Consider the following 22,659-nt stretch of genomic DNA (forward strand, 5'->3'; position numbering starts at 1 on the left):
TTTTGATGCCGGATGACCGCTCAGCCTTTCGCAAGCGACAGGGGTTTGGGGAGAGTTGTCAGGGGCCGGATTGCCGCCGCGGCACAAACCCGCCAGCGCGATGGACGCGCCACGCGGGACGAACTCGGTCGAAACAGGGCGAGTTGCCGTGAAGTGCGGCTCAACTCTCCTTGGTGCGGGCGTAGTGACGGGAGGCCTTGGCGCGGTTGCCGCAGACGGCCATCGAGCACCAGCGGCGGGTGCCGTTCCGCGAGGTGTCGAAGAAGTGCAGGATGCAGGCCTCGTGGGCGCAGGCCCGGATCCGGTCGGGCGCGGTGCGCAGCAGGTCGAGGTAGTCGCGGGCGGCGATCCAGCCGGGGCCCCGGGCGGGGTCCGCGAACTCGGCCTCCTCGCCGGGGCCTTCGACGGTGAGCCTGGCCCGGATGCGGCCGTGCCCGAGGACGTCGTCGACGCGCGCGGTGGCGGCGGGGTCGCCGGGGCGGTCGACGAGCGCGGCGAGCGCGTCCCGGGCGGCGAGGGTGTGCCGGAGGGTGGCCGCGTCGGCGGTGAACCGCTGCTCCAGACCGTTGGCGGCGAGCCAGACGGAGAGCCCCTCGACGTCCGTCAGCAGGTCCTGGCGGGCACCTTCGTCGTTCCAGCGGGTGTTCAGCAGGTCCAGGGAGACGGGCTCGCCGACGAGTGGGCGCGGATCGACGACGGTCATGGCGGACACCCTCCTCGGTGAGCTAACCCCTCAAGAGTACGTGAACGGTTGACTGAGCTCGCGACTAACCTCTAAAGTCGAAATGAGGGGTTAGCCCGAAGGGGCTGCCCGTACCCGAGAGGAACCCTCATGTCCGCGATCGGCACGCTCGCCACCCATCACGTCGGCCTCAACGTCACCGACCTGACGCGCTCGCTGGCCTTCTACGGCGACGTCCTCGGCTTCGACGTCCTCGGCGAGGGAGCGGAGCAGGACAGCCGCTACGCCTTCCTCGGCCAGGACGGCCGCCTGGTCCTCACCCTCTGGCAGCAGGCCGACGGCGCCTACGACTCCGGCCGGCCCGGCCTCCACCACCTGGCCTTCGAGGCGGAGTCCATCGAGCACGTCCGCGCCGCCGAGGCCGCGCTCACGGCACGCGGCGCCACCTTCGCGTACGAGGGCGTCGTCGCCCACCGCGAGGGCGCGGCCTCGGGCGGCATCTTCTTCCACGACCCGGACGGCACCCGCCTGGAAATCTCGGTCCCCAAGGGTGCGGAGGACGCGGAGGCCCCCTCGGAAACGGCCCCGACCTGCGGCTTCTTCTAACCGCCGCGTCGAGGACCCTGCCCGCACCACGACGAACCCGCAGCACGACGAACCCGCAGCACGACGAACCCGCACCACGACGAACCCGCACCACGACGAACCCGCACCACGACGACCCGCAGCACGACGACCCGCTCCCCAGTGAGGCCCGCCATGGACCCGTACACCCCCGGCTCCCTCGCCGTGCAGGACCGCGAGGGCGTCCGCGACCTCGCCGACCACGTAGGCCGCTCCATCGGCAACGGCATCCGCCCCGTCGCCGCCGCCTTCCTCGAAGCCCAGCCCATGCTGATGCTCGGCACGGCGGACGCCGAGGCCCGCGTCTGGTCCACCCTGCTCACCGGCACACCCGGCTTCGTCCGGGCCACCGGCCCCCACACGGTCTCGGTGGCCGCCGCCCTCCCCGAGGGCACGCCCGACGGTGCCCCCGTCGGCACCCTCGCCCTCGACCCCCGCACCCGCCGCCGCATGCGCCTCAACGGCACGGCGAGGACCAGTCGCCGCGGCTTCACGATCGAGGCCGAACAGGTCTTCTCGAACTGCCCGAAGTACCTCCAGAAGCGGGAGTGGTACGGCTCCGATCCCACCGGCTCCGAGGCGGGTACGGCGCGGCGCGGCGAGGCGCTCACCCCCGACCAGACGCGCCGGATCAGGGCGGCGGACACCTTCTTCATCGCCACCGCCGCCCCCGACGGCCTCGACACCAGCCACCGCGGCGGCAACCCCGGCTTCGTCCGGGTCGACACGCCCAGGGAGCTGAGCTGGCACGACTACCCGGGCAACTCCATGTTCCTGACCCTGGGCAATCTGGAGGAGGACGGCCGCGCGGGACTGCTCTTCCTCGACTGGGAGACGGGGCAGACCCTCCAGCTCAGCGGCCTCGCGCACACGGAGTACGGCCCCGGGGGACGCGTCACCCGCTTCCGCGTGGACCGCACGATCGACACCCCGGCGGGCAGCCCCCTGCGCTGGTCGCCGCCGGAGTACTCCCCGGCCAACCCGACCCTCTGGAGACCCAGTTGACGACCGCCGCAACCGCCGCCACAACCGCCACCGCCACCGCCACCGCCACCGCCACCGCCGCGGCCGCCGCCGCACCCCGCCCCGCCGCGCCCCCGCGCCCCCGCCCCCGGGTCGTGCTCGCCTCCACCGCCGCCGCCGTGACCGCCCTGCTCCTCCTGGTCGCCCTCGGCGCGGTCCTCCACCAGCCGCTGCTCATCCCGCCCCTCGCCGCGAGCATGGCGCTCGTGGCCGGGGCCCCCGACCTGCCGCTCTCCCAGCCGCGCTCGGTCGTCGGCGGCCAGCTGCTCTCCGCCCTCACCGGCTTCGCCGTCCTCGCCCTGGCCGGACCGGGCCCGTGGGGCGCCGCCGTGGCGGGCGGTCTCGCCCTCGGCGTGATGATGCTCGCCCGTACCCCGCACTCGCCCGCCGCGGCCACGGCCGTCATCGTCGCCCTCCAGGCCCCGCCCTTCTGGTCGTTTCTCGGCCTTCTCGCCCTCGCCTCCCTCCTCCTGGTCGCCGTCGGTCTGGCGGCCGCCCGTGCCACGGGGCGGACGTATCCCGCGTACTGGCTCTAATCTCGGCTCATGCAGCAGGAGTTGAGGGTGGCGGCCTACGCCGTGTGTGTCCGGGGCGAGGAGATACTCCTGGCCCGCTGGGTCGCGAAGGACGGCGTCAAGCGGTGGACCCTGCCGGGCGGCGGCATGGACCACGGCGAGGACCCGGTCCGTACCGTCGTCCGCGAGGTCGAGGAGGAGACCGGCTATCTGACCGAGCCCACCGCTCTCCTCGGCATCGACACCATCCGGCGCTCCCGGCTCCGCCGGCTCGGCGGGCCCGGCGACTGGCAGGGGCTCCGGATCATCTACGAGGCGCAGGTCACGGGGGGTGCCCTGCGCAACGAGACCGACGGCTCCACCGACCTCGCCGCCTGGCACCCGCTGGACTCCGTGCCGTCCCTCGTCCGCGTGGAACTCGTCGACATCGGCCTCGACCTGTGGCGCGAGAGGCCCCCGGTCGGCCGCTCCCGCCTCACCGACCCGGCGAACGGCTGAAAAGCACTCAACCACCAAGAACACGCGCAACCCGCTCCCCGGACCGGCGGTCCCTTCCCGTGACCGATCACGTTCCTGTCCGTACGTCAGGGGAGCCCGTATGTCAGCCGCACGCACCGCCCGCACCGTCCTCGCCGCCACCCTTGTCGCGGGCCTCACGGCCACCGTCCTCGCCACCCCCGCCCTCGCGGCGCAGGCGCCGTCGCACCCGCAGGGCCACGCGGCCACGCAGCAGGCCCTGGACGCGGCCGTCGCCGACGGGGTGCCCGGCGCCGTGGCCCAGGCCCGCGACGGGCGCGACCGCTGGACCGGCACCGCGGGCGAGCGCAAGGGCAACGACCGCTACCGCGTGGGCTCCATCACCAAGACCTTCACCGCCACCGTCCTCCTCCAGCTCCAGGCGGAGGGCCGCATCGACCTCGACGACCCGGTCGAGAAGTGGCTCCCCGGTGTCGTCCGGGGCAACGGCCACGACGGCAGCGGGATCACCGTCCGCCAGCTGCTCAACCACACCAGCGGCATCTACAGCTACACCGAGGACCCCGCCTTCCAGGAGAGGGTCTTCGGCCCCGGCTTCCTGGAGCACCGCTACGACACCTGGACCCCGCGGCAGCTCGTCGACGTCGCCATGGCCCACAAGCCCGACTTCGCCCCCGGCACCTCCTGGAACTACTCCAACACCAACTTCGTCCTCGCCGGCATGGTGATCGAGAAGGTCACCGGACGTCCGTACGGCAAGGCCGTCGAGAACCGGATCATCAAGCCGCTCAAGCTCCGCGCCACCACCGTCCCAGGGACCCGCTCGGCCATGCCCGAGCCCAGCAGCCCGGCGTACTCCAAGCTCTCCCGGGACGAGAACGCCCCCGTCCACGAGGTCTCCGACCTCAACCCGAGCATCGCGGGCGCGGCGGGCGAGATCATCTCCGACTCCCGCGACCTGCAGACCTTCTACTCGGCCCTGCTCAAGGGCCGGCTCCTCACCAAGGACGGTCTGAAGGAGATGACGACCACGGTCCAGATCTCCCCCGAGTACCCGAACGTGGGCTACGGCCTCGGGCTCATGAAGCAGAAGCTGAGCTGCGGCGAGGAGGTCTGGGGGCACGGCGGCGGCATCCACGGCTCCACCTCCCTGGCCCAGGTGACCCGCGACGGCGAGCACTCCCTCGCCGGCAACTTCAACGCCGACTGGGAGGGGGACACCGAGAAGGTCGTCGAGGCCGAGTTCTGCGGCACCGGCCCGAAGAAGTAGGCCGTCACCGCGGCAGGACGACGACGTACGCGGCGGGCTGCCGGTCCGGCGCGGCCATCAGGGCCGTACGGACCACGGTGGCCTGCTGGTCCATCGTCTCGCGCAGCTTGCGCGGGGTGAGGTGGAGGACCGTGATGCCGAGCCGCTCCAGGTGCTCCCGCTTGCGGGTGTACTCGGTCCACAGCTCGTCGTCGTCCTGCCGGGGCGCCCGGGTGTCCAGCTCCACGGCCACCGCCTGGTCCGGCCAGTAGGCGTCCACCCCGCCCAGGTGCGGGCCGCCCGGCAGCCGCAGGTCCACGTTCCACAACGGGTCCGGCAGCGCGAACTCCCGCACCATCTCGTAGAGCCGCTCCTCGGAGAGCGAGCGCCCCTCGACGAGCAGGGCGTCCACCGCGTCCACCACGTGCGGCCGGGACAGCAGTCGGGCCCGGCTCAACTCCCGCACCACCGCGCTCGGTTCGCAGTGCCCTCCGCGCACGGCCTCGGTGAGCAGCCGGCGCACCGTCTCCGCGTCCGTGAGGCCCGACACCGCGTCGGCGACGGCGCGGGCGACCGGGGCGACGGGCAGGCCCGTGAGCTCCACCGGCTCCGGCGACTCGGGGGCGCGCACGACCCGCACCCAGCCGGTCGAGCGCAGGCGCCGGGTGCGCGGCACGAGCACGTCGATCCGGTCCAGGGCGGTGAGCGGGGGAGCGGAGGAGAAGCGGTGCAGGGTCAGCGCGGCGAGCCCGGTGATCATCGCGTCGGGGCCCTGCGTGGGGACGGCGCCGGTCCTGCGGGCGTACAGCAGGGCGGCGCGCAGCCGGTCCTCGCTGGTGGGCGGCCCGGGCTGGAGCAGGAAGACACCGGGCAGCAGCTGCTGCCAGCCGCCGGGCCGGCAGTGCGCGGCGACCTCGGCGGCGGGGATGCCCTGGGTCCTCAACTGGTCGGCGGACGCGAGCCGTTGCGCACAGCCGGTGCGGGAGGAGAGGGGGAGGGGGCGGGGGGTGATGGGGGTGTTGTGGTTCATGCCGGGGGTCTTCCGCTCCCGAAGGCTCCCCTAACCCCTGTTACACGCTCGTCGACATTTAGGGACAACCTCGCCCTAAAGTACGCGCGTTCGAGTGCCGATGGGGGCAGCGCTCCTTCACCGGCGCCGCCCCCACCGCGTCACTGCCTAGACCACCGCGCTTCCATCGCACTTCTGGGCGCGCAGCGCCCGCGCCAGGTCGTCGCGGGCCTCGAGGACCAGTCGCCGCAGCGCCGGCGCCGCCGCCGCGTGCTCCGACAGCCAGGTGTCCGTCGCGGCCAGCGTGGCCTCGTCGTCCTGGAGCCCCGGGAACAGGCCCCGGACCACGTCGATGCCGATCTGGATCGACCGCTCGCCCCACAGCCGCTCGATCGCCGCGAAGTACTTCTCCGCGTACGGCGCGATCAGCTCGCGCTGCGAGGGCTGGACGAAGCCCGCGATGGTCGCCTCGACCAGCGCGTTCGACAGGGTGTCCGACTCGACGACCTGCGCCCAGGCCTGTGCCTTGACCGCGGCCGAGGGCCGCGAGGCGAGCAGGCGGGTCTGGTGGCGCTTGCCCGTCGCCGTGTCGTCGAGGGCCAGCTCCTCGCCGATCCGGGCCTCGTCCGCACGGCCGTGCACGGCCAGCGGGGAGAGCAGCGCCCAGCGCAGCTCCTGGTCGACGTCGAGGCCGTCGATCTTCGCCGTGCCGTCGAGCAGCCCCTCCAGGAGCTGGAAGTCGGCCTCGGCGGAGGCGGTCGCCGCGAAGAACCGCGCCCAGGTCAGCTGGTGCTCGCTGCCCGGCTCGGCCACCCGCAGCTCGCGCAGCCCGCCGTCGGCGAGCAGCCGCCCGCCCTCCTCGCGCCACGCGGGGGCCGCGTACAGCGTGACGGCCGCCTTCGTCCAGCCGTGGACCATCTGGAGGACGCCGATGTCGGTCTCGCGGCCCGCGAAGGCGAGCGCGACGGAGACGAAGTCCCGGGCGGGCATGAGCCCGTCGCGGGTCAGGTTCCACAGCGCCGACCAGCACAGGGCGCGGGCCAGCGGGTCGGTGATGTCGCCGAGGTGCGCCCGCAGGGTCGCCAGCGAGCCCTCGTCGAAGCGGATCTTGCAGTAGGTGAGGTCGTCGTCGTTGACGAGGACCAGGTCGGGCTTCTCCTCGCCCGCGAGCCCGTCGACGACGGTCCGGGCGCCGGTGATGTCGGCCTCGGCCCGCGCGTACCGCACGAGCTCCCCGCCGGAGAGCCGGTAGAGGCCCACGGCGGCGCGGTGCGGGCGCAGCTCGTCGCCCTCCTGGAGGACGGCGAGCTCGGTGATCCGGCCCTCCGCGTCGTAGGTGACGTCCGGGGTCAGGCTGTTGACGCCGGAGGTCTGCAGCCAGGACTTCGCCCAGGTCTTCATGTCGCGCCCGGAGGTCTCCTCCAGGATCGCGAGGAGGTCGGCCAGCCGCGTGTTCCCGTAGGCGTGGCGCTTGAAGTAGCGGCGCGCGCCCTCCAGGAACGCGTCCCGCCCGGCGTACGCCACGAGCTGCTTGAGCACCGAGGCGCCCTTGGCGTACGTGATGCCGTCGAAGTTGAGCTTGGCGTCCTCCAGGTCACGGATGTCGGCCGTGATCGGGTGCGTGGACGGCAGCTGGTCGGCGCGGTACGCCCAGGCCTTGCGGTTGTTGGCGAAGGTCACCCAGCTGTTGGTGAAGCGGGTGGCCTCGGCGTTCGCGAAGGAGCCCATGAAGTCCGCGAAGGACTCCTTCAGCCACAGGTCGTCCCACCACACCATGGTGACCAGGTCGCCGAACCACATGTGCGCCATCTCGTGCAGGATGACGTTGGCCCGGCTCTCGTACGCGGCCTGGGTGACCTTGCCCCGGTAGATGTACTCCTCGCGGAAGGTCACCATGCCCGGGTTCTCCATCGCGCCGAGGTTGTACTCGGGGACGAAGGCCTGGTCGTACTTCCCGAAGGGGTACGGGTAGTCGAAGTTGTCGTGGAAGAAGTCGAAGCCCTGCTTGGTGATCAGGAAGACGTCGTCGGCGTCGAAGTGCTTCGCGAGCGACTTCCGGCACATCGCGCCGAGCGGGATCTCCAGGTCGCCACGGGTGTAGCTGTCGGTCACGTAGTGGTACGGGCCGGCCACGACGCAGGTGATGTACGTGGAGATCGGCGCCGTCTCCGCGAACCGCCACACGCCCTCGGCGTCCTGCTCACCGGCGCCGTTCGACCAGACCGTCCAGCCCTCCGGCGCGGTCACCGCGAAGCGGTACGGGGCCTTGAGGTCGGGCTGCTCGAAGTTGGCGTACACCCGGCGGGCGTCGGCCGGCTCGTACTGCGTGTAGAGGTAGACCTCGCCGTCCTCCGGGTCGACGAAGCGGTGCATGCCCTCGCCGGTCCGGCTGTAGGCGCACTGGGCGTCCACCACGAGCGTGTTCTCGTCGGCGAGGTCGTCGAGCGCGATCCGCGCGCCGTCGAAGACCACCGCCGGGTCGAGCGAGCGGCCGTTGAGCGTGACCGCGTTCACCGACGGGGCGATCAGGTCGGCGAACGTGCTCGTGCCCTCGCCGGTGCGGCGGAAGCGGATCGTCGTCAGCGAGCGGAAGGTGCGCACCGGCTCGTCGGACTCGCCGACGGCCGACCGCAGGTCGAGGACGACCTCGTAGCCGTCGACGGACAGCAGCGCTGCCCGCTCGTGGGCCTCGTCGCGGGACAGGTTCTCACCGGGCACGGTCACTCCTTCGTGGCGCGTTCGAAACAGCACCGATCCTCCCATGTGCAGCTGTCACCCGGGACCCGGGAATGCGTCCGCGCGTCCGCGGGTTCCCTTCTTTCGGCGCACCACCTACTTCTTTCCGCGGCCTCACCGAGGAGTGACATGTCCGAGACCAGGACCACCGCCGACTTCTACTTCGACCCGCTGTGCCCGTGGGCCTGGATGACCTCCCGCTGGATGCTGGAGGTGGAGCAGGTCCGCCCGGTCGACGTGCGGTGGAAGGTCATGAGCCTGGCGGTGCTCAACGAGAACAAGCTGGACGAGGTGCCGGAGGAGTACCGCGAGCTGCTCGCCACCACGGCCTGGGGCCCGGTCCGCGTCGTGACGGCCGCCAAGGAGCTGCACGGCGAGGAGTACGTCGGCAAGCTCTACACCGCGCTCGGCACCCGCTTCCACAACAACGGCGAGGCCCCCACGAAGGAGGCGATCGCCGCCGCGCTGAAGGAGGTCGGCCTTCCGGAGGACCTCGTCGAGTACGCCGACAAGGACACGTACGACACCGAGCTGCGCGCCTCCCACACGGAGGGCATAGGGAAGGTCGGCCAGGACGTCGGCACCCCGGTCATCGCGGTCCCGGGCCCGACGGGCGACGAGGTCGCCTTCTTCGGCCCGGTCGTCACCCCGACCCCGCGCGGCGACGACGCCGCCCGGCTGTGGGACGGCACGCTGCTCGTGGCGTCGACGCCGGGCTTCTACGAGATCAAGCGCACCCGGACGGCGGCGCCCAGCTTCGAGTAGTCCCCCCCCGGCCCAGCGGACGGCCCCCGCGATGCACGTCATCGCGGGGGCCGTCCTCTTTTCCGCCTGCCCGGTGAAGGTTGAGAAGACGATCACGAGCAGGAGTGCGGGGTCAGAACGAGATCAGCGGTACGGAGGCCTTGGCCGACCGGTAGCGCTTGTGCACGTCCTGCCAGTCGACGACCTGCCACATGGCCTCGATGAAGTCGACCTTCTGGTTCTTGTACTGCAGGTAGAAGGCGTGCTCCCAGGCGTCGAAGACCAGGATCGGGACGGAGCCCTGCCCGACGTTGCCCTGGTGGTCGTAGACCTGCTCGACGATGAGCCGGCCGCTGATCGGCTCGTACGCGAGGACGCCCCAGCCGGAGCCCTGGGTGGTCGCGGAGGCCTTGGTCAGCTGGGCCTTGAACTTGGCGAAGGAGCCGAAGGACTCGGTGATCGCGTCCGCGAGCTCACCGACGCCGTCGGCGGCCAGCGGCTCGCCGCCGCCCCCGTCCTTCGGGCTGTTCATGTTGTTCCAGTAGATGGAGTGCAGGATGTGGCCGGAGAGGTGGAACGCGAGGTTCTTCTCCAGGCCGTTGATCGCACCCCACTGGTCCTTCTCGCGCGCCTCTTCCAGCTGCTCCAGGGTGTCGTTCGCGCCCTTGACGTAAGCGGCGTGGTGTTTGTCGTGGTGCAGCTCGATGATCTGCGGATTGATCACCGGCTCCAGCGCCGCGTAGTCGTACGGCAGCTCCGGAAGTGTGTAGATCGCCATGTGCCCGAGCCCTTCGACGGCTTATTGCAACCTTTATGCAAGTGCAGGCTAACAGCAAGTGCTGGAGAAGTTGATCAGCCCTTCGTCCTAGGTCCCGGACATGGCGAGACCCCCGGACCGAGCGGTGGTCCGGGGGTCTCGCGACGAGGGGAGCGGGGAGCGGTCAGGAAGCCCGGCCCGCCGCCCTCTTCTGGCGGACGAGGCCGATCGCGGCCAGCACCAGGGTCATCGCCCCCGTCGCGAACAGCTGCACGCGGGTGCCCTCGTCACGGGCCATCAGGAAGAAGATTCCCGCCATGCCGGCCAGCGCCACCCAGGTCAGGTACGGGAAGCCCCACATCCGCACCACCAGCTTCTCGGGCGCCTCGCGCTCCAGGCGGCGGCGCAGCGCCAGCTGCGAGACCGCGATGAAGATCCAGACGACCAGGATCACGCCGCCGATCATGTTGAGCAGCCACGGGAAGATCGTGTCGGGGGACCAGTAGTTCAGACCCACGCAGACGAAGCCGAAGAAGCAGGAGGCGAGCACCGCCAGGCGCGGCACCCCGCCGGAGACCGTGCCCAGCGCCTTCGGGCCGAGGCCGCGGTGGACGAGCGAGAAGGCGATGCGCGAGGAGCCGTAGATGTTGGCGTTCATCGCGGACAGCAGGGCGATGAGCACGACCACGTTCATGATCTGACCGGCGCCCGGGATGCCCAGGTGGTCGAGCGCGGCGACGTACGGGCCCTTCTCGGTGACGGCCTTGTCGTCCCACGGCACGAGCGTGACGATGACGGCCATCGAGCCGATGTAGAAGAGCGAGATGCGCCACATCGCGGTGCGCACGGCGCTCGCGACGCCCTTGACGGGGTTCTCGGACTCGGCGGCGGCGATGGTGACGGTCTCCATGCCGCCGTACGAGAACACCGAGGCCAGCAGGCCGACGATCAGGCCCTCGCTGCCGTTGGGCAGGAAGCCGCCCTGGCCGAGGAGGTTGCCGGTGCCGGGCGAGTCCGTGCCGGGCAGGACGCCCAGGATCGCGAGTACGCCGAGGCCCAGGAAGAGCGTGATGGCGCCGACCTTGAGTGCGGCGAACCAGAACTCGAACTCGCCGAAGTTCTTCACGGCCGCCAGGTTGGTGCCGCAGAAGACCAGCATGAAGAGCGCGACCCAGGCCCACTCGGGGGTGCCGGGCAGCCAGCCGGTGACGATCTTCGCGGCGCCGATGCCCTCCAGGCCGACGGCGACGCTGAGCAGCACCCAGAACGCCCAGCCGGAGGTGAAGCCGGCCCAGGAGCCGAACGCCCGCTCGGCGTGCGAGGAGAACGAGCCGGAAGAGGGGTGCGCGGCCGACATCTCGCCCAGCATGCGCATCACCAGCATGACGAGCAGGCCGGAGATCGCGTACGCGAGGACGATGCCGGGTCCGGCGGCGGCGATGCCGGCGCCGGAGCCGACGAACAGGCCGGCTCCGATGACGCCACCGAGGGCGATCATCGACAGATGGCGCTGCTTCAGGCCATGGGTCAGGCCCCCGGTGGGGGTCGTCGCGCCGTCCTTGCGGTCGGCCGGCGCGGGCGCGGTGGTCCGAGACATGGGCGAACTCTGTTCACTAGGTGAGACGGGGAGGGTGGTCCACAGTCTGTGGGCCATCCCCGCCCAGAGGGAACAGCTGTCCGCTATCCGGTCACAGGGTTCACACAAGGTGAAGATTCAGGTGCGCCCGGTGCGTAGCTCCCGCACCCACGCCACGAGCAGTACGGCCCCGGTCGCCCCCGCCGACCACAGCACCTGCGGCCGCGCCCCGTCGTCGTTCAGCATCAGGACCAGCACCGCGCCCATCGCGGCGAGCGCCACCCAGGTCAGCCACGGGAAGCCCCACATCTTCAGCGTCAGCGTCTCGGGCGCCTCCCGCTCGATCCGGCGCCGCAGCCGCAGCTGGGAGACCGCGATCAGCGCCCAGACGAAGAGGAGCACCGCCCCGACCGCGTTCAGCATGTAGAGGAAGACGGAATCCGGCCACTTCAGATTGAGCAGGACGGAGACGAAGCCGAAGGCCACCGAGGCGAGCACCGCCCGGCGCGGCACCCCTCCGCCGGTGATCCTGAGCAGCCCCTTCGGCGCCTCCCCGCGCTCGGCGAGCGAGAACACCATCCGGGACGAGCCGTACAGGTTCGCGTTGAGCGCCGAGAGCAGCGCCACGAACACCACCACGTTCATGATCTGGCCCGCCGCCGGCACCCCGATCGCGTCCAGGACCGCCACGTACGGCGACTCGCCCGGCTTCATCGAGGTCCACGGCAGGAGGGTCACGATGACGAGCATCGAGCCCACGTAGAAGAGGAGGATCCGCCAGACCGCGCTGCGCACCGCCCGCGCCACGTTCCGCGCCGGGTCGTCGGACTCGGCCGCCGCGATCGTGACGACCTCCAGACCGCCGAAGGCGAAGACGACCGCGAGCACGCCGGAGACCACCCCGGACCAGCCGTTGGGCAGGAACCCGCCCTGCCCGGTCAGGTTGGCCATGCCCACCGGGTCCGTCCCGGGCAGCCACCCGACGATCGCGAGCACGCCCAGGACGAGGAAGAGGACGATCGCGCCGACCTTGAGCGCCGCGAACCAGAACTCGAACTCGCCGAAGTTCTTCACCGCCGCGAGGTTGGCCAGGGTGAACACGATCATGAAGATCAGCACCCAGCCCCACTGCGGCACCCCCGGCACCCAGCCGTGCGCGATCCGCGCCGCGCCCGTCGCCTCCACGGCGAGGACCACGACGAGCAGGAACCAGTACAGCCAGCCCACCGAGAACCCCGCCCAGCGGCCGAGCGCCCGCTCCGCGTGGACCGAGAACGCACCCGAGGCGGGCATCGCCGCCGACATCTCGCCGAGCATCCGCATCACCAGCATCGCCAGCGCGCCGGCGATCAGGTACGAGACCACGATGCCGGGCCCGGCGACGGCGATGCCGGCGCCCGAACCGACGAAGAGGCCGGCGCCGATCACTCCGCCGAGCCCGAGCATCGTCAGATGACGCTGCTTCAGGCCGTGGGAGAGGGGCTCCGGTTCGGGGGCGAGGGAGTCGTGCATGTGGGGGGTTCGCGCTCTCTGACAGTTTATGGAGACTCCACAGTCTCTCCGTTGACCTTCCTCTGACGCAAAAGGGACGTCTGGCAGCGAGTTCCCAGTGACAAGGGTCACGTGGCGCGAGGCATGAAATCCGTCCTTTGTCGGAACCCCATGAACCGCTCGCCTCACGCTTTGTCGGCGGCTGACGGTGATCGGTCGTTCACTCCTGGCATACCGTCAACCTGTCCCCCTCACCCTCACCCCGCGGAGTACCGATGAGCACCGCCGCCGCCCCCGCCCGCTCCCTCCGGGCGGGCACCGTCCTCGCCGACCTCATCCCGGCGAGCCGCGCCCGCGACATCGCCCTGGTCGTCGGCGGCGCCGCCCTCACCGGCCTCGCCGCGCAGATCACGGTCCCGGTCCCCGGCTCCCCGGTCCCGGTCTCCGGCCAGACCTTCGCCGCCCTGCTCGTCGGCACCGCGCTCGGCGCCCGCCGCGGCTTCCTCGCCCTCGCCCTGTACGCGGTCGCGGGCATGGCGGGCGTCCCGTGGTTCGCCGAGGCCTCCTCCGGCTACGCCATGCCGACCTTCGGCTACATCCTCGGCATGCTCCTCGCCTCCACCGTCGTCGGCGCCCTCGCCCGCCGCGGCGCCGACCGCTCCGTGCTCCGCACCGCCGGCGCCATGGTGCTCGGCTCCGCGATCATCTACGCGGTCGGCGTGCCGTACCTGGCCCTCGCCACCGGCATGACCCTCGGCAAGGCCGTCGCCCTCGGCCTCACCCCGTTCCTCCTCGGCGACGCCCTCAAGGCCGCGCTCGCCATGGGCGCCCTGCCGGCCGCCTGGAAGCTCGTCGGCCGCAAGGGCTGAGCCCCGGAGCCGTACGCGAAGGGCCCCGCCGTTCCCGGAGGAACGGCGGGGCCCTTTCACATGCGGCCGATCACGTACAGCCGTGGTCAGACGCGTTCGGCGGACTTCCCGATCCGCTCCCGGACCAGGGCGATGCCGATCACGAGCGCGGCGACCAGCAGGGACAGCACGACCTGCTCACGGTTGCTGCCGCCGTCGTAGACCATGTAGCCGAGCACCGAGACGATCATGGCGATCGTCGCCCACGTCAGGTACGGGAAGAGCCACATCTTCACGACCAGCTTCTCCGGCGACTCGCGCAGGATGATGCCGCGCATCCGCAGCTGGGTCACGCAGATGACCAGCCAGACGAAGAGCGCGACCGCGCCGGAGGAGTTCAGCAGGAAGGCGAAGACGGTGTCCGGCCACTTGTAGTTGAAGAAGACCGCGACGAAGCCGAAGACGACCGAGCCGAGGATCGCGGCCGTCGGCACGCCCCGCTTGTTGGTCTTCGCGAAGGCCTTCGGCGCGTCACCGCGCTGCCCGAGCGAGAAGGCCATACGGGAGGCGGTGTAGAGACCCGAGTTCAGGCAGGACAGGACGGCCGTCAGGACGATCACGTTCATGATCTGGCCGGCGTGCGGGATGCCGATGGAGTCGAGGGCGGCGACGTACGAGCCCTTGTCGACGATCGACTTGTCGTTCCACGGCAGCAGCGTCAGGACGACGAAGATCGAGCCCAGGTAGAAGACGCCGATCCGCCAGATCACGCTGTTGGTGGCCTTGGTGACGGCCTTCTGCGGGTCCTCCGACTCGCCGGCGGCGAGCGTGACGATCTCGCTGCCCATGAACGAGAAGACGACCATCAGCACACCGGTGAGGACCGCGCCCGCGCCCATCGGGAAGAAGCCCCCGCTGTCGGTGAGGTGCGCGAATCCGGCGCCCGGGTTGTCCGAGCCGGGCAGCACGCCGAAGACCGCGAGCAGACCGATGACGACGAAGGCGCCGATGGCGACGACCTTGATGCCGGCGAACCAGAACTCGAACTCGCCGTACGAGGCGACGGAGCCCAGGTTGGTCACGGTGAGCACCACCATCACGATGAGCGCCCAGCCCCACTGCGGCACGGCCGGGACCCAGCTCTCCAGGATCTTGGCGCCCGCGGTCGCCTCGACGGCGAGGACGACGACCCAGAAGAACCAGTACAGCCAGCCGATGCTGAAACCGGCCCAGCGGCCCAGGGCCCGGTCCGCGTAGGCGGAGAAGGAACCGGAGGACGGCCGGGCGGCGGCCATCTCGCCGAGCATCCGCATCACGAAGACGACCATGGCGCCGACGAGTGCGTACGAGAGGAGGATCGCGGGACCGGCGGCGGCGATGCCGGAGCCGGAGCCGACGAAGAGGCCGGCGCCGATGACACCGCCGATGGCGATCATCGACAGGTGGCGGTTCTTGAGCCCGGCCTTGAGGCCGTCGGAGGACTCCGGAACACCGGGGGTGCCGGTCTCCTGGCCGTCCTTCATCAGGGTCGGTTGCGTGTTCACAGACGCTTCCTCGTGTGTGGGGGGCGCTCGGGTCGCGAGCCTGAGCATTGAACCCCGTGAGCAGGGATGATCGGAAGACCTCATTCCGGATCGTTGTACGGGCGACCTCGCGAGAGTCGAAGGTCCGTACCAGGTCGGGTGAAGGTCCCGACCCCGCTGCCTGCTACCCGGGCCCTGACGTGCCACACTCGGCATCATGCGCGTCTATATCGGTTCCGACCACGCCGGCTTTGAACTAAAGAACCACCTCGTCGAGTGGCTCAAGGCCCACGGCCACGAGCCCGTCGACTGCGGTCCCCACATCTACGACGCCCTCGACGACTACCCGCCGTTCTGCCTGCGTGCCGCCGAGAAGACGGCCGCGGACCCGGACAGCCTGGGCATCGTCATCGGCGGCTCCGGCAACGGTGAGCAGATCGCCGCGAACAAGGTGAAGGGGGTGCGCGCCGCCCTCGCCTGGAGCGAGCAGACCGCCGCCCTCGGCCGCGAGCACAACAACGCCAACGTGATCTCCGTCGGCGGCCGGATGCACACCCAGGAAGAGGCGACCAAGTTCGTCGAGATCTTCCTGAACACCCCGTACTCGGGTGACGAGCGTCACACCCGCCGCATCGACATGCTGTCGACGTACGAGACCACCGGCGAGCTCCCCCCGATCCCCGCGCACCACCCGCAGGAGCCGACCGCCTGATGCCCGAGGGGCACACCATCCACCGGCTGGCCGCCGACCACCGCGAGCGGTTCGGCGGCCGGCCCGTGCGCGTCTCCAGCCCCCAGGGCAAGTTCTCCGACTCGGCGGCCCTGCTCGACGGCGCGACCCTGGAGACGACGGAGGCCCACGGGAAGCACCTCTTCCTGGGCTTCCCCGGCGAGGAATGGATCCACATCCACCTGGGCCTCTTCGGCAAGGTGAACTTCGGCGACACCCCGGCCCCGCCGCCCACGGACACGGTCCGACTGCGCCTCGCCAACCCCGACGCGTACGTGGACCTGCGCGGCCCCACCACCTGCGCCCTGATCACGGACGCCGAGAAGCGGGCGATACACGACCGCCTCGGCCCGGACCCGCTCCGCGAGGACGACGACCGGGCGAGGGCCTGGCACCGGATCTCGAAGTCCCGGACGACGATCGCCGCCCTCCTCATGGACCAGAAGGTCATCGCGGGCGTCGGCAACGTCTACCGCGCCGAGGTCCTCTTCCGGCACGGCATCGACCCGTACCGCGCGGGCAGGGACCTCACGGCGGGGGAGTGGGACGCGATCTGGGAGGACCTGGCGATGCTCATGCGCGAGGGCGTCCGCCTGAACCGCATCGACACCGTCCGCCCCGAACACACCCCCGAGGCCATGGACCGCCCGCCCCGCGTGGACGACCACGGCGGCGAGGTCTACGTCTACCGCCGGGCCCGGATGCCCTGCCACATCTGCGGCGACGAGATCCGCACGGCGGACCTGGCAGCCCGCAACCTCTTCTGGTGCCCGAGCTGCCAGGCCCGCTAGCCGTCCCCTAGAACCCGTGCGGCAGCCACGGTGCGACAGGCGACCCGAAGGCCACCGACGCCTCGACGAGCGCCCCTTCCCGAAGCTCCCGCACCCGCCCGGCCGAGGCCAGCGACACCAACGAGGTCCCGCCCAGGTACGCCGCTCCCAGCTCCCGCACGGACAGCGCGAGGTCCGCGGGATCGGACGTCCGGAGACAGACCGCCCCCTTCGTGTCCCCCGTCAAGCGCCACCGCCCCTCGTTCCAGGGACAGAACGCGTCCGCGACCTCGAACACCACGTCCACCGGCGCCTGATACGTCCGCGCCTCAAGCGCCGCGCCCACCTCCACGAGCCGCACGTGCAGCGCGTCCCGCAGCGTCGGCTCGCACCGCCGCACGTCGCTCACCAGGTGCTGCCAGCCGTCGTCCACGGGCCGGCTGCGGAACCGTACCGACGAGGTCAGGTCCACCGAGCAGAGGAACCGCCACAGCGCCGCCTCGGCCACCGGGTCCAGACCCATCAGCTGATGCACGGCCACCGACCCCTCGGCCCCCGCGTAGGACCAGTCCGGCTTGATCGCGTAGTGCGCGAAGCCCACGACCTCCCCGCCCCGCTCCGCGAGCACGCACAGCCGCGGCGACGAACCCTCCCGCTGGCCCGGCGGGTCGAGCAGCGGCAGCCGCTCCCACTGCGGCTGCCGCGCGAGCATGCCGGGCCGCGCCGGCACGAGCTCCGCGTACACCGCCTCGCAGGCCGCCGCGGACTCCGCCAGGTCGGCCCGGCGCAGGGTGACCCCGTCCACGCCGTCCGGCCCCGTGAGCCGCACCCGGTTCGTATCGATGGCGGCGTGGACCGAGTACGCACCGACGCCGTAACCGAACCGCCCGTAGATCTCCGGCTCCGAGGCCGTCAGGACCGCCAGCGGCTCGCCCCAGCTCCGTACGTCCTCCAGCTGCCGCCGCATCATCGAGGTCAGGATCCCGCGCCGCCGGTGCGTCCCCGCCACGCTCACCATCGTCACGCCGCCCGCCGGGACCGACGCGCCGCCCGGCACCGTGAGCCGGAAGCTGAACGCCCCCGCCGTACCCACGCACACGTCACCGTCCCAGGCACCCAGGAAACGGTCGAACTCGGTCAGGTCGCGCCACAGCTGCCGCTCCTCCGGTGCCTCCGGCACACCGCCGAACGCGAGCTCCAGCACCCCGTACCAGCGGTCCCACTCCGACGGGTCGAGAACCCGCAGTTCAGTCGTCATATGCCATCGATATCAGCGGCGCGCGCCCGGGGCGACCCGATTTCACGCACATTGTCACCGGGGTACCCCTGCACGATGTCCGACGGGATGGATAGGGTCCAGGCCAATGGGACAGCGCGCCGGAGTGAACACGTACGCGGCCCGGACACGCAGGCGCGTGCGCCGGGCCCGCGTCGCGCTGCGCAGATCCGCCGTCGACTACTTCCGCGGCGATGGCGCCGACTGGCTCGCCTTCGCCGGACTCCTCCTGATGATCCCCGCCATCGCGTGCGGGACCCTCCTCAACCCCGTCTGGTGCGCACCCGCCGCGCTCGTCCTGCCCATCGTGGCCGGCGGCCTGCTGCTGCGCCCCGCCAGCCTGCTCGGTCTGTACGCGGCGGCCGCCGGCGCCCTCATCGTCGAGTCCGTCGTCCTCGGCCCGTACACCCAGGGCCCGGCCAGGGTCACCCCCGGCACCGTCCTGGTCGTCGCCGCCTGCGGACTCTTCGGGCTGCTCATCGCCCAGTTCCGGGCCAGGGTCGGCGTGCCCTGGCGGCGCGGCGGCACCATGCTCTTCGACCTGCGCGAGCGCATCCGCGTCCAGAGCGCCCTGCCCCGGCTCCCGCAGGGCTGGCACCGCGAGATGGCGCTGCGCCCGGCCGGCGGCCAGTCCTTCTCGGGCGACTTCGTCGTCGCCGCCCGCACCCACGGCGGACGCACCCTGGAAGTCGTCCTCACCGACGTCTCCGGCAAGGGCATGGACGCCGCCTCCCGCTCCCTGCTGCTCTCCGGCGCGTTCGGCGGTCTGCTCGGCTCGCTCCCGCCGCACGGCTTCCTCCCGGCGGCCAACGGCTACCTCCTCCGCCAGAACTGGGACGAGGGCTTCGCCACCTCGATCCATCTCGTCCTCGACCTGGAGTCCGGCGACTACGAACTGTTCTCCGCCGGCCACCTGCCCGCCCTCCAGCTCCACGCGGGCAGCGGCCGCTGGGAGGAGAAGGCCGCCGACGGGCCCCTCCTCGGCGTCTACGACGGGGCGGAGTTCCACCCGGTCAAGGGCTCGCTGCGCCCCGGCGACGTCCTGATGCTCTTCACCGACGGCCTGGTGGAGGCCGCGGACCGGGACATCGCCGAGGGCATCGACCGTCTCACCGGCGAGGCCGACCGCTGCGTCGCCGAGGGCTTCGAGGGCGTCGCCTGGCACCTGATCGAGGCCGTCGCCAAGGACGTCAACGACGACCGGGCGCTTCTCCTGCTTTCCCGTCCTTCCTGAACGCCCAGGCCAGCTCCGGCTCCGTCACCGGCTTCATGATCCGGTGCACCACCGGGGTGCACAGCAGCGTCATCACGGCGAGCGTCGTCACGGCGAGGAGGACCCGGCCGCCCGGCGTGCCGAGCGACGGGTACTGGTCGAAGAAGCCCGAGTACTGCCCGGCCCGGATGAGGAGTCCGTGCAGCAGGTAGCCGCAGATGGTGCCGGAGCCCAGCACGGTGAACCAGCGCTTGCGGGCGGGGACCAGGGCGAGGAAGGCCGCGGTGAGGATCAGCGTGCAGACGAAGAGGGCGCCGACCCTGATGAGCCCGGGCCACCACGCCACACCCATCTCCTGGGCGCTCACGGTCCGGTAGAACCAGGTCATGTAGATGCTGGCGGTGGCCCAGTAGGTGAAGGGCAGGGCGCCGGCGAAGACCAGGGCGGCGACGATCCGCACCGGCCGCCGCCGCAGGAACAGGAAGTGCTCGGGCCGCATGCGGAGCCCGATCACGAAGAACGGCAGGAACTGCAGCACCCGCTGCATGCCGATGACACCGTCGAGGCCGGGGGTGATCGCCGCGAGCGCCCCGATCCCGATGGACACGGGCACCGGCCAGCGGACGACCGACCAGAAGGGGGCGGTCACCCGCCAGACGAACAGCGCGATCAGGAACCACATCAGGTACGAGGGGTGGAGCAGGCTGTACGGCCGTTCGGGCTGCGCGCCCCAGCGGATGAGCAGCGTGTACGCGACCTCGAAGACGAGGTACGGCACGACGATCCCGGTGAGCAGCCGCCGCAGCTGGTCGGGCCGCCCGGTGTAGCTGCGCGAGAGGTAGCCGGATATCAGGACGAAGGCCGGCATGTGGAAGGCGTACACCAGCATGTACAGGGTTCTGGTCGTCCGGCTGCCCTCCACCACCACGGGGAGCACGTGCCCCACGGCCACGAGCAGGATGGCGAGGTACTTCGCGTTGTCGAAGTACGGGTCACGCCGCCGCCCGGCTCTGGGGGCGGGCGCGGTCAGCAGGGGAGAAGCGACGATTCCTGGGTGAGTGGTGGACGACATTGGCGAGACGGTAGCTGTGAGCCCGCTGTCCGAAAAGCATGAGCCGCAAAGGGTGTAAATAGCCTCAAACGACGGCGAAAGGTGCCAGTGGAGCGCGGTTCAAAAGCCTCAAAACACCGCAATCGACCTCTGGTTGTACGGGTGTGGCAATCCTCTCCCTTTCCGGTGCCGGTGCTCGACGATTCGTCACCCGGCAGCGAGGGCAAGGGGGTTGGTGGCACGATGGAGACAGCGGGGGGTGTTCCGAGACAGGGGCTCCCTGGTGGGCAAGGTGGGACCGACCGAGGGTGTGATCAGTTGTGGCCATTTCACTGTCTGTGGTGTTGCTGTTGGCAATCATCCTGGTGGTGCTGATCCGAGGGGGAAACCTCAAGGGCGGCCCGGCCGTGGTCGCGGTCCTCTTCGGCTTCTTCCTCGCCTCCACCGGCATGGCCGACGACATCCAGCGCTTTCTCGACTCGATAACGCAGACCGTCGGGTCCATAAAGTTCTGAGCCGGCCACGGCCCCCACCGATCCCGGCAGGGGCCGTGGCGGTCGTGCGTCGCCTCAGAAGAAGGCGACACCGCTCCATCCCGAGGACTGCAGCGTCACCGGAGCGGCCAGCGAGCCGTCCTCGGCGGCCGGGTGGAGCAGGAGCGCCCCCGAGCGGTCGACGCTCACCAGATCACTCCGCCCGTCCCCGTTCAGGTCGCCGACGACGGCCACGGAGGGGTGCTGCCGCGCGGTCCAGCCGGACGCGGCGACGGTGGTCGGCGTCCCCAGCATCCACGGCTCGGTCGTCCCGTACTCGACAGGGAAGTACTCCAGCGTTCCCCGTTTGGCGTCCCGCGCCCAGAAGAAGGGCATGCCGGACTCGGCAGGGCCGTCCGAGAAGTGGATGGACTTCGAGGCCCAGCCGCTCGAGGCGAGGACGATCGGCTCACCGATCACCCTTGGCTGTCCGTACGTGCTCAGATCGAAGAGCAGCAGCCGGTCACCCTCCTTCGCCAGCAGCAGAGAGCTCTCGCCCCGGTTGAATGTGACGTCGGTGACGCCCGACCAGTCGTAGCCGTCGATCTCCACGGGGGCGCCGAAACCGCCCTCGCCGTCGCCCGGGTACACGGACAGCTTCCCGTCCCGGAGCACAACAACGTCGTTGCGGACGTCGTTCATCGACTGGGGGCCGTCCCGGTGGGTGAGCCAACTCGCCCTCCGCACCACCGCGCCCGACCAGTCACGGCCGTCCGCGACCGCAGGGGCGCCGAAACCGCCACCCTCCTGCCCGGCGCGCAGCGTCAACTTCCCGTCCGCGCCGACACCGAGCAGATCGGCGCGGCCGTCGCTGGTGTAGTCGCCGAAGGGCTCGGCGAAGGGGTACGCGATCCAGTAGGACTCCCGCGCCGTCGCGGAGATGTTGCCGGCGCGGTCGGCCGCCAGTGCGTACAGCGTCATGGGACCGGAGCGCTCGGGCGTGACGAAGGTGGCCGTCGCGGTCCCGTCCGCCCCCACCGGCACCCACTGGCTGTCACAGCCGCTCTCGGACACGCCGATCTCCCGCTCCGGGTTGAAGCAGAAGCCCGTCGCCTCGGTCCCGGCCGGCAGGGTGAACCGCACCGTGCGGGTGACCCCGGGGGGTGCCCCCTGCGGGTACTGCCCGGCGTCCGTGAACGTGACCGAGGGGGTGGCGGGCGCCGTGTGGTCGGTCCGGAAACCGCAGGGCGCGCTCCAGTCGGAGGCCCCGGCGGCGCCCTCGATCCGGGCATGCCACCAGTAGGGCCCCTCCTCCGGGACCTGATCCCGCAGGACCTGGAGCCAGGCCGTCGACCCCGGGACCGTTGTGGCGGCCGCCTCGATCGCGGGAGTCGCCTCCTCGCCCTGCTTCCACAGCTGGAAGCGGGTCGTCACCAGCGCCCCGTCGCCCTGGCCCGCCGCCTTCACGGACAGGCTCAGGTCGTTGTTCCCCACCCACGGCAGCTCGCCGGCCGTCGCGCACCCGCCCGGCCAGAGCGTCGGCTCGGCCGGTGTGTACGGGAACTCCGCCGCCTGCGCCGTCCCGCCGCCCAGCAGTCCGGCCGCGCAGGCCAGCGCCAGCGCGGCCACCACGGCCGGCCGTCTCGTCTCCCTCATGACGTTCCCCTCCCGGATCTCTTGATCGTGGAGGGGAACGTAGCGATCCGCCCGGGCGGCGTGCGCAGCAATAAGCGGTAGTACGTCAGACGCGGCCGAAACGAGGCGGGGCCGGTCCGGAGAAGCTTCTCCGGACCGGCCCCGACCTGCGTGGAGCGGGTGACGGGAATCGAACCCGCGTAGCTAGTTTGGAAGACTAGTGCTCTACCATTGAGCTACACCCGCACAGCATCGCG

At 71.2% G+C, this 22,659-nt stretch carries 21 protein-coding genes and 1 tRNA gene; 11 read left to right on the plus strand and 11 right to left on the minus strand.

All coding sequences use genetic code 11. The annotated features are described in order from the left end of the window. Positions 1-160: 160 nt before the first annotated feature. Positions 161-703 (minus strand): CGNR zinc finger domain-containing protein, encoded by a 543-nt coding sequence (locus tag ACF07V_RS13605; protein ID WP_392153914.1) that lies wholly within the window; start codon positions 701-703, stop codon positions 161-163. 129 nt (positions 704-832) lie between these two features. On the opposite strand from ACF07V_RS13605, the gene ACF07V_RS13610 reads away from it, so the two are divergent. From ACF07V_RS13610 to ACF07V_RS13630, 5 genes are all read left to right on the plus strand, one after another. After that, positions 833-1,288: a VOC family protein gene (locus ACF07V_RS13610; RefSeq protein WP_392153916.1), complete on the plus strand. Its 456-nt coding sequence runs from the start codon at positions 833-835 to the stop codon at positions 1,286-1,288. A 153-nt stretch (positions 1,289-1,441) separates the two neighbouring features. Continuing rightward, positions 1,442-2,311 carry a pyridoxamine 5'-phosphate oxidase family protein gene (locus ACF07V_RS13615; protein WP_392153917.1) on the plus strand — a complete coding sequence of 290 codons (870 nt, stop codon included), beginning with the start codon at positions 1,442-1,444 and terminating at the stop codon, positions 2,309-2,311. Beyond that, positions 2,308-2,865, plus strand: coding sequence for an HPP family protein (locus tag ACF07V_RS13620; protein WP_392153919.1), 558 nt, complete (start codon positions 2,308-2,310; stop codon positions 2,863-2,865). The genes ACF07V_RS13615 and ACF07V_RS13620 overlap by 4 nt, the downstream gene beginning before the upstream one ends. Positions 2,866-2,874: 9 nt before the next feature. Beyond that, positions 2,875-3,342, plus strand: a complete 468-nt coding sequence (locus tag ACF07V_RS13625; RefSeq protein ID WP_392153920.1) for an NUDIX hydrolase — start codon at positions 2,875-2,877, stop codon at positions 3,340-3,342. A gap of 100 nt (positions 3,343-3,442) precedes the next feature. Next, positions 3,443-4,591 carry a serine hydrolase domain-containing protein gene (locus tag ACF07V_RS13630; RefSeq protein ID WP_392153922.1) on the plus strand — a complete coding sequence of 383 codons (1,149 nt, stop codon included), beginning with the start codon at positions 3,443-3,445 and terminating at the stop codon, positions 4,589-4,591. A 4-nt stretch (positions 4,592-4,595) separates the two neighbouring features. Here the strand turns inward: ACF07V_RS13630 and ACF07V_RS13635 are convergent, their stop codons facing one another. Together ACF07V_RS13635 and pepN are read right to left on the minus strand one after the other, a co-directional pair. After that, positions 4,596-5,600, minus strand: coding sequence for a hypothetical protein (locus ACF07V_RS13635; protein WP_392153924.1), 1,005 nt, complete (start codon positions 5,598-5,600; stop codon positions 4,596-4,598). A 147-nt stretch (positions 5,601-5,747) separates the two neighbouring features. Continuing rightward, positions 5,748-8,297 carry an aminopeptidase N gene (gene pepN / locus ACF07V_RS13640; protein WP_392153926.1) on the minus strand — a complete coding sequence of 850 codons (2,550 nt, stop codon included), beginning with the start codon at positions 8,295-8,297 and terminating at the stop codon, positions 5,748-5,750. Between the two features lie 147 nt (positions 8,298-8,444). Between pepN and ACF07V_RS13645 the strand changes: the two genes are divergently transcribed. After that, the gene (locus ACF07V_RS13645; protein WP_392153927.1) at positions 8,445-9,080 is read left to right on the plus strand and encodes a DsbA family protein; all 636 of its coding nucleotides are present in this window, start codon (positions 8,445-8,447) and stop codon (positions 9,078-9,080) included. A 112-nt stretch (positions 9,081-9,192) separates the two neighbouring features. Here the strand turns inward: ACF07V_RS13645 and ACF07V_RS13650 are convergent, their stop codons facing one another. The 3 genes from ACF07V_RS13650 to ACF07V_RS13660 form a co-directional block, all read right to left on the minus strand. Next, positions 9,193-9,837, minus strand: a complete 645-nt coding sequence (locus tag ACF07V_RS13650; RefSeq protein WP_392153929.1) for a superoxide dismutase — start codon at positions 9,835-9,837, stop codon at positions 9,193-9,195. Between the two features lie 163 nt (positions 9,838-10,000). Then, positions 10,001-11,413, minus strand: coding sequence for an amino acid permease (locus ACF07V_RS13655; protein ID WP_392153931.1), 1,413 nt, complete (start codon positions 11,411-11,413; stop codon positions 10,001-10,003). A gap of 117 nt (positions 11,414-11,530) precedes the next feature. Then, entirely contained in the window at positions 11,531-12,904 is a 1,374-nt protein-coding gene (locus ACF07V_RS13660; protein WP_392153933.1) for an amino acid permease, read from the minus strand. A 254-nt stretch (positions 12,905-13,158) separates the two neighbouring features. Here ACF07V_RS13660 and ACF07V_RS13665 point away from each other — a divergent pair, with 254 nt between their 5' ends. Continuing rightward, positions 13,159-13,752, plus strand: coding sequence for a biotin transporter BioY (locus tag ACF07V_RS13665; protein ID WP_392153935.1), 594 nt, complete (start codon positions 13,159-13,161; stop codon positions 13,750-13,752). Positions 13,753-13,838: 86 nt separating this feature from the next. On the opposite strand, the gene ACF07V_RS13670 is transcribed toward ACF07V_RS13665, so the two are convergent. Further along, complete coding sequence (locus ACF07V_RS13670; RefSeq protein ID WP_392153936.1) at positions 13,839-15,275, minus strand: amino acid permease; 1,437 nt, start codon at positions 15,273-15,275, stop codon at positions 13,839-13,841. A 196-nt stretch (positions 15,276-15,471) separates the two neighbouring features. Here ACF07V_RS13670 and ACF07V_RS13675 point away from each other — a divergent pair, with 196 nt between their 5' ends. Both ACF07V_RS13675 and ACF07V_RS13680 read left to right on the plus strand, forming a co-directional pair. Next, entirely contained in the window at positions 15,472-15,966 is a 495-nt protein-coding gene (locus ACF07V_RS13675; protein ID WP_392153938.1) for a ribose-5-phosphate isomerase, read from the plus strand. Next, on the plus strand, positions 15,966-16,775 hold the full coding sequence (locus ACF07V_RS13680; RefSeq protein ID WP_392153939.1) for an Fpg/Nei family DNA glycosylase: 810 nt from the start codon (positions 15,966-15,968) through the stop codon (positions 16,773-16,775). The genes ACF07V_RS13675 and ACF07V_RS13680 overlap by 1 nt, the downstream gene beginning before the upstream one ends. A 7-nt stretch (positions 16,776-16,782) precedes the next feature. On the opposite strand, the gene ACF07V_RS13685 is transcribed toward ACF07V_RS13680, so the two are convergent. Then, positions 16,783-18,012: a GNAT family N-acetyltransferase gene (locus ACF07V_RS13685; RefSeq protein WP_392153941.1), complete on the minus strand. Its 1,230-nt coding sequence runs from the start codon at positions 18,010-18,012 to the stop codon at positions 16,783-16,785. Between the two features lie 106 nt (positions 18,013-18,118). Between ACF07V_RS13685 and ACF07V_RS13690 the strand changes: the two genes are divergently transcribed. After that, a complete protein-coding gene (locus tag ACF07V_RS13690; RefSeq protein ID WP_392153943.1) occupies positions 18,119-19,264 on the plus strand; it encodes a PP2C family protein-serine/threonine phosphatase in 1,146 nt (381 codons plus the stop codon). On the opposite strand, the gene ACF07V_RS13695 is transcribed toward ACF07V_RS13690, so the two are convergent. Further along, positions 19,221-20,315, minus strand: coding sequence for an acyltransferase family protein (locus ACF07V_RS13695; RefSeq protein WP_392153944.1), 1,095 nt, complete (start codon positions 20,313-20,315; stop codon positions 19,221-19,223). The genes ACF07V_RS13690 and ACF07V_RS13695 overlap by 44 nt on opposite strands. 299 nt (positions 20,316-20,614) lie before the next feature. On the opposite strand from ACF07V_RS13695, the gene ACF07V_RS13700 reads away from it, so the two are divergent. Beyond that, positions 20,615-20,809 carry a hypothetical protein gene (locus ACF07V_RS13700; protein WP_030684996.1) on the plus strand — a complete coding sequence of 65 codons (195 nt, stop codon included), beginning with the start codon at positions 20,615-20,617 and terminating at the stop codon, positions 20,807-20,809. A gap of 54 nt (positions 20,810-20,863) precedes the next feature. Here ACF07V_RS13700 and ACF07V_RS13705 read toward each other — a convergent pair whose 3' ends face one another. Both ACF07V_RS13705 and ACF07V_RS13710 read right to left on the minus strand, forming a co-directional pair. Next, positions 20,864-22,423 (minus strand): hypothetical protein, encoded by a 1,560-nt coding sequence (locus tag ACF07V_RS13705; RefSeq protein WP_392153946.1) that lies wholly within the window; start codon positions 22,421-22,423, stop codon positions 20,864-20,866. A gap of 151 nt (positions 22,424-22,574) precedes the next feature. Next, positions 22,575-22,648, minus strand: a tRNA-Gly gene (locus ACF07V_RS13710). Between the last annotated feature and the right edge of the window lie 11 nt (positions 22,649-22,659).

The sequence above is a fragment of the Streptomyces sp. NPDC015661 genome, from assembly GCF_043077765.1.
Lineage (GTDB): Bacteria > Actinomycetota > Actinomycetes > Streptomycetales > Streptomycetaceae > Streptomyces.